This window comes from Mesorhizobium sp. M4B.F.Ca.ET.017.02.2.1, from assembly GCF_003998955.1.
In the GTDB taxonomy this organism is placed as follows: Bacteria; Pseudomonadota; Alphaproteobacteria; order Rhizobiales; family Rhizobiaceae; genus Mesorhizobium; species Mesorhizobium abyssinicae.
In genome coordinates this window covers 1-6096 of record NZ_RZOF01000368.1, presented here as the reverse complement: position 1 = coordinate 6096, position 6096 = coordinate 1, and the positions used below count along the sequence as shown (strand labels likewise).

General features: G+C 62.5%; 6 protein-coding genes and 1 tRNA gene. 2 read left to right on the top strand and 5 right to left on the bottom strand.

The annotated features are described in order from the left end of the window. Both EN738_RS29350 and rpiA read right to left on the bottom strand, forming a co-directional pair. Positions 1 to 521: DUF2059 domain-containing protein (locus EN738_RS29350; RefSeq protein WP_127286703.1), on the bottom strand; the 521-nt coding region annotated here is incomplete at its 3' end. Then, positions 508 to 1239: a ribose-5-phosphate isomerase RpiA gene (gene rpiA / locus EN738_RS29345; protein WP_127286702.1), complete on the bottom strand. Its 732-nt coding sequence runs from the start codon at positions 1237 to 1239 to the stop codon at positions 508 to 510. The genes rpiA and EN738_RS29350, both read right to left, overlap by 14 nt. A 167-nt stretch (positions 1240 to 1406) precedes the next feature. Between rpiA and EN738_RS29340 the strand changes: the two genes are divergently transcribed. Then, a complete protein-coding gene (locus tag EN738_RS29340) occupies positions 1407 to 2087 on the top strand; it encodes a phosphoglycolate phosphatase (protein WP_127286701.1) in 681 nt (226 codons plus the stop codon). Positions 2088 to 2216: 129 nt separating this feature from the next. Continuing rightward, a tRNA-Val gene (locus EN738_RS29335) sits at positions 2217 to 2291 on the top strand. Between the two features lie 87 nt (positions 2292 to 2378). Here EN738_RS29335 and EN738_RS29330 read toward each other — a convergent pair. From EN738_RS29330 to EN738_RS29315, 3 genes are all read right to left on the bottom strand, one after another. After that, entirely contained in the window at positions 2379 to 2645 is a 267-nt protein-coding gene (locus tag EN738_RS29330; RefSeq protein ID WP_127286700.1) for a pyocin activator PrtN family protein, read from the bottom strand. Positions 2646 to 2780: 135 nt separating this feature from the next. After that, positions 2781 to 3065 carry a hypothetical protein gene (locus EN738_RS29325; protein ID WP_127286699.1) on the bottom strand — a complete coding sequence of 95 codons (285 nt, stop codon included), beginning with the start codon at positions 3063 to 3065 and terminating at the stop codon, positions 2781 to 2783. A gap of 313 nt (positions 3066 to 3378) precedes the next feature. Then, complete coding sequence (locus EN738_RS29315) at positions 3379 to 6045, bottom strand: D-alanyl-D-alanine carboxypeptidase family protein (RefSeq protein WP_127286697.1); 2667 nt, start codon at positions 6043 to 6045, stop codon at positions 3379 to 3381. Between the last annotated feature and the right edge of the window lie 51 nt (positions 6046 to 6096).

The window sequence follows — 6096 nt, the reverse complement described above, 5'->3', positions numbered from 1 at the left end:
GGCGCCGCCGGAGCGGCGGCCTTCGACGCGGCGGCAAGCGTTTCGCCGACCTGCTGGGCGAGATCGCGGGCAACGCCGTTCTGCCAGATGTCGGCTGCCTTGACGAGATCGCGCGTCACCGCAGGGCCGCTGTCGAGCAGCTTCTTGCCCGAATCGGAGCCGTAGAAGGTGGCGATGTCGTTGAGTTCCTTTTCGGAGAACACCTTGGCATAGGCAAGGGCGGCCTCCTTTTCGAGATCGGCGCGCCGCGCCGCCAGCGCCATCGCCTTTTCGGTAACGGTCTTGCCGATCAGTTCCTGCATGTCGGGGTTCTTCTGGATCAGCTGGTTCTCGAGCGCCGCCGCCGCCTGCGGCAGGATGTTGTCGAACGGGTCGGTGGCGTGGATCGCGGCAACCGCGGCGCGCGCGGCCTTGAGATGCGATTCGGAGACGTCCTGCGCAAACGCCGGCGAGGACAGCGCAAGGACAGCCGAAGCCGCCAGAGCGGCCGAGAAGCGGCGAACCCGGTTATGCAACATCATGGTCGATAGAACTCCCTGGTTTTCGGGCGGCATGGACGGTTTGGATGCCGTCGCCGCCGGCGATGATGGCCGCTGAAGCCAGCCCGATGAAAAGACCGTGCTCGACAACGCCTGGAATGGCATGGAGAGCATTCGAAAGCGCTCTTGTATCCGGAATGCGGCCAAAAGATGCATCGAGGATAAAATGGCCGCCGTCTGTAACAAAAGGCTGGCTCCCCGTCATCCTCAATGTAATCGGACCGGCAAGGCCGAGGCTCGCGGCCGCCGCGGCAACCGCGATCTCGGTCGCGCGCAGGCCGAACTTGTTGACTTCGATCGGCAGCGGAAAGCGGCCAAGCGTCTCCACCATCTTGGACTGGTCGGCAATCACGATCATGCGCGCGGAGGCACCCGCGACGATCTTCTCGCGCAGCAGCGCGCCGCCGCCGCCCTTGATCAGGGTGAGTTCCGGGTCGACTTCGTCTGCGCCGTCGACGGTAAGGTCAAGCTCCGGGGTTTCCTCGAGCGTCGAGAGCGGCACGCCGAGTTCGCGGCAGAGTGCGGCGGTGCGCTCCGAGGTCGGCACGCCGATGATCCGGAGCCCGGTGGCGACCTTCTCGGCGAGCAGCCGCACGAACTCCTCGGCCGTCGACCCCGTGCCGATGCCGAGCCGCATGCCGTCGCTGACATGGCCAAGGGCGGCCCGCGCGGCTTCGACCTTCAGTTGCCTGGCATCCATGATTGCACGTCGTCCCCGGGAAAGGCTGATTTGGGCGCTCCTAGCATTTTTGCCCGCGCGGTCAAAGGCCGCGCTTGTGCTTAAGGCCTGTGGATTGACCAAGCCGGCTTGCCTGATCGGGACGCAGGGGTTATCGCCTCTGGCGACGCAACCGCACAGGACTGCCCATGACCCGACCGATCATCGTGTTCGACCTCGACGGGACGCTGGTCGACACGGCGCCGGACCTGCTCGACAGCTTGAACCATAGCCTGGCGGCCAATGCGCTGGCGGCGGTCGACGAGGCCGGCTTCAAGCGCTTCGTCGGCCATGGCGGGCGGGTGATGATCGAGCGGGCGCATGCCGCGCAGCAGCGGGCGCTGGCGGTGGAGGAGCATGACCGGCTGCTGCAGCTGTTCCTCGACCACTACACGCTCAACATTCCCGGCAAGTCGCGCCCCTACCCCGGCGTTGTCGAGGCGCTCGACCGCTTCAAGGCCGCCGGTTATCTGCTGGCGATCTGCACCAACAAATACGAGGGCAATTCGGTGGCGCTGATCGGCGCGCTTGGCCTGGCGCGGTATTTCGCCGCGATCGCCGGCCAGGACACCTTCGCCTTCCGCAAGCCCGACCCGCGCCATCTCACCGAAACCATCAGGCTGGCCGGCGGCGACCCGCACCGTGCGGTGATGGTCGGCGATTCGCAGACCGACATCGATACCGCCAAGGCCGCCGGCATTCCGGTGGTGGCCGTCGATTTCGGCTACACCGAGCGCCATGTCAGAGAATTCGAGCCGTCGGCGGTGATCTCGCATTTCGACGCGCTGACGCTCGGCCTGGCCGAGCGGCTGATCGACGCCGCGGCCTGAGCAAAAACAAGGCCGTATCCGGTCCGCCGATCCCGCAATCGCGATCCTTCGGGGACCAGCGGCACATCGCTTGACTTCGGCAGCCTGCCTCCCTTATATCGCGGCTCGCTTGGCCTTCGGGCAACGAGCGGGCGATTAGCTCAGCGGGAGAGCACACCCTTCACACGGGTGGGGTCGCAGGTTCAATCCCTGCATCGCCCACCAATATTTTCAAGCACTTAGCTGGATATTGGCGGTTTTCCATGAAAAAACCATGGAAAACACAGGTGAACAAGGGCGCACATTTGCGGCCTACCTACGCCCCTGTAGCTGGTCGTTTTCTTTCTTCGCCGCCTCCCGCCGCTTGTCAATCCAGGCGGCGAGGTCCAGGAGGTGAACGCCCTTGGCAGCTTTCTGGCTGTGCTCGATCCGGACCACGGGCAAATCTATCTCGCCCTCTGTCGTCTTGCGAGCCAGCAACTGAGGCGTGAGGTGTTGGAAATAATCGCGGCAAACGGCGTCGAGCGGGATGACAGCAGCGCCGTTATATTGCGCCATCAGAAGAAAAGCAGTGTTCATAATAAGCCTCATTCCAGCGGGTTCGTCCCCGGCCGGTTCAGCTTGTCTTGTTTTCGGTCGCTCCCGCAAGAGTTGCGATAAAAGCAACAACGAGCGCTGCGACCGCAACGCCCGTCTACACTGCACAAAGCGACTTCAGTTCAACGCGCTAGGATCGGCACCGGTCCAATAAGTGCCATCGATCCAAGCGGCGGCTGTAGCCTTGATCCGGATTTCGGTTTCGCTCTGTGCCGGCAGAGAGGAGATCGTGTTAGCGATGGCAAATGCCGGCGCGCTGGCGGCGTCGATCGCCGCGAATTCGTCATCAACGCTGATGTCGTCTGGCAGTGCGTCGATCTTCGCCTTCGAATACATCATGGCCTGCTGTAGCAGGATGCCGAGGAAGTTCATTTCGCCTTCGAAGATAACGCCCTTGTCCATGATCGTGGTCCTTTCGACTGGGTTCGAACCGGCAGGGAGATCGCCGCGTTCACAAGGACTGATATAAACGATATCGTTAAGTTCGTCAATAAACGATATCGTTTATTTTCAACCGCCCGCGCATTGACAATGATATTCGATATCGTTTACCTAGCGCAAATGGGAAGACCGCCACTCAATATGACGCCTACAGTCGTACGCTTTCCCAACGAGACTATCGCGCGAATCGATAACCTCGTTGGGCAGAAACAGCGCGCCAAGTTCATTCGCGAAGCTGTTCAAGCCGAGATCGAGAAGCGTGAGGCAGAGCCGCTCAAGGACGGCGACTAATCGGCCGGCCGCTTCGACTTCTTGCCGGGGCCATCGTGGACCCGGGCTTCTCGCGGAGTGCCCAGGCTTCGGGTAAATAGTGCCCCTGATATACACGCTCAGCCGCATTGCCGAGGGTCCCCAGAATTGTCCCCACAACGCCGGGCTCGTCTGGAGCCTCTTTGGCCGGGGCGTCCTGAGCTGCACCCTTGTTGCTTGAAGCTTCGGAGCCGACCCGGTCGATCATTTCACCGACCCCCTCCAGGGCCTTGCCGGGAATGTAGGTGAGCGGCTGTAGCGCACGATTGGGCCACAAGTTTTCCGTGTCATCGGGCACAGGGGTCGCGGGGATCGGCGTCGGATCGCGCCCGGCCTGGAAATCCTCATACCTCTGAACGACCTCATTCTCACTCGGCTTGCGGCCAAGTTCGTTCTCCAGGTCGGCGGCAATGCCGCGCCTCAGATCAATCGGGATATCGGTGTACTTCACGATGACATCGACGGTCGTGTCGTCCGCGCGTTTGGGCACCTCGAACATGAAGCCGTTGCGCGTTGAGCCGCCGAAAAGGTTTACCGCAGACGTAAATGGGTTGGGGATCGACCCGTAGGACTGACCAGCGCCGTCCTTGATCACGACCGGCAAGAGAAGCTTGTTGATCATCGACTGAATTTCGAGTTGGTTCGGCGGACGATCTTGGTTCGACCGTTTAAACTCCTCCAATTGCGCGGCCAGCTGGTTCTGAAATTCGGCGACGCGCTTAGCTGCCGCTTCACGATCGCTTCCCTCTTTCCCGGTCGTGGTAATGCCCACGGCTTCAAGCTGGGCGCTTGCCTGGGAGAACGCGCTGGTGATGTTGATCCCGTTCTCCTTCGCCTTGCGCTGATCGGTCAACGCCGTCGTCTGGAGCCCGGTCAATTCCTTGATGTCCTCTTTCGAGAGACGATCGCGGTAATCGTTGAGATCGTAGTTGGCGAACTCAGTCGGGTTGGTCGCGGCGTAACGGCGCATGTCGTAGAGCAGCGTTTGATCGCTATCGACCGCGCGACCCTTGGCGGCGGTTTCCTGGTAGCTCCAGGCCGCAGATACCGCAGCCATGCCCGCCGCCTGCCGAACTTCCATCGGCACTTGGTCGGGCGTCTGGCCCTGATCGATGTACTTCCACAGTTCAGCCTTGGCGGCTTTCTCGCCTTGCTCCTGGGCCTTGCTCTGGGCTTCCATGACGGCATAGAGCCGCTTGCGCGTCGCGTCGCGAACGTCGGGATCGGCGATCCCCGCAAGCCGGTTTTCGATGTCGTCAAAGGACGGCGCGACCGAGCGCGGCGCGATCGTGTTGTTCCTGGGCGCGACCGTGCTGGAGAACGCCCGCGTGCCGCGCGTGCCCATCGGCTCGATATGCCAGGGCTCATGCTTCATCGGGAAGTACAGGCCGTACTTGCCGGCGTTCTCATGCACCCAATCGATCACCTCTTGCGGAGCGTGCGAGAGTGATTGCCCGCCATAGGACAGATCGACCGCGTGCCCGGCGTTGTGCTGCGAATGGCCGGGAGGCGCGACCCAGCGGCGCGCAGCTGCGACGGAGCCGTATTTCTTCACCGCCGCGCCAAAAAGCTCCGCCTGCCGCTGGGGCGAGCGATAGCCCGAATAGATGCCGAGGCCCTTGCGGATTTCGGGTGGCGCATCCTGCATCATCGCCGCCAGATTGGTGGCGAAACTGTCATCCAGGTTGTCGACCGAGGCCGGGCCTTTGTTGCTGACAGACTGGAGGAAGGCGCGCGCGCGCGTCGGGCCGGCTTGCCCGAGGCTGCGACCGCTCGCCGGCTGGGCCGGTTCCGCCGAGGTGGACGGCTGGCGACCGCCCGACAGGATCGCCTCAGCCTCGCGTTTCGATTTCTCCTGGACCAGTTCGGTCTTGAGCGAGTTGCTAAGCTCGTACTGATCCGCGCCGCTCATCTGGTCGGCGTTTGCCTTCATGTACTTCTCGGCCGCGATCGGATCGTTCGCAGCGAGCTTCAAGGTGATGTTCTTGTGGACGCCCGAAACAAAACCCGCCTCCTGGAGCTTCAAGGTATCAGCACCCCAGCCCTCAAGCTCCGCCTGCCGACGTAGCTCAAGCTGGCCGGCCGCTATGTACTTCTGCACCATCGCCGGATTGCCGGCATTCTTCATCGCCTGATCGCCGAACGTCTGGACGCTGCTTTTCAGATCGCCGACGATGTAGGATTTCAGCGCCTGGCCCTTGTGCATCAGCCCTTGGCGGCGACTATCTTGCTCCAGCGGGTCGATCGCCTTGGCAAACATGTTCTGCTGGCTTGGCGTCAGGCGCGCGGCAGTGGAGACCTTGTTTCGGAGGCTGCCGACGTTGCGCTGGTACTCGGCGAAAGCATCGATCGCAGAGCGCCCCTCCTTCTGCAAAAATCCGCCTTCCGGGTCGTACTTGAGCGTGTCGGCTTCCGCGATGTACTGGTTCCTCGCGCGCCTTACTGCCGCCTCGTCTTCTAGCGATTTCACCTGGGCGGCCACGTCGGCGAACTTGTCGAGCCCTGCCGCCGCCGACTGCATGCCACGCCCCATCGACGCGCCGAAGGCTTCCGGCGTTGCGTTCGCATCCAGGTCTTGCCGGAATGCCGGCCGCAGCGAAACATCAGACTGATAGCTTGGAACCGTTGGCATCTGTCATTCTCCCATCGAAAGAGCGAGGCGGTAGCCCTGACGGAACCCGAC

Excerpts from the sequence above, each read along its gene's own strand:
- EN738_RS29330 (WP_127286700.1), bottom strand. The coding sequence starts at position 2,645 with ATGAACACTGCTTTTCTTCTGATGGCGCAATATAACGGCGCTGCTGTC.
- EN738_RS29315 (WP_127286697.1), bottom strand. The coding sequence starts at position 6,045 with ATGCCAACGGTTCCAAGCTATCAGTCTGATGTTTCGCTGCGGCCGGCA.
- EN738_RS29340 (WP_127286701.1), top strand. The coding sequence starts at position 1,407 with ATGACCCGACCGATCATCGTGTTCGACCTCGACGGGACGCTGGTCGAC.
- rpiA (WP_127286702.1), bottom strand. The coding sequence starts at position 1,239 with ATGGATGCCAGGCAACTGAAGGTCGAAGCCGCGCGGGCCGCCCTTGGC.
- EN738_RS29325 (WP_127286699.1), bottom strand. The coding sequence starts at position 3,065 with ATGGACAAGGGCGTTATCTTCGAAGGCGAAATGAACTTCCTCGGCATC.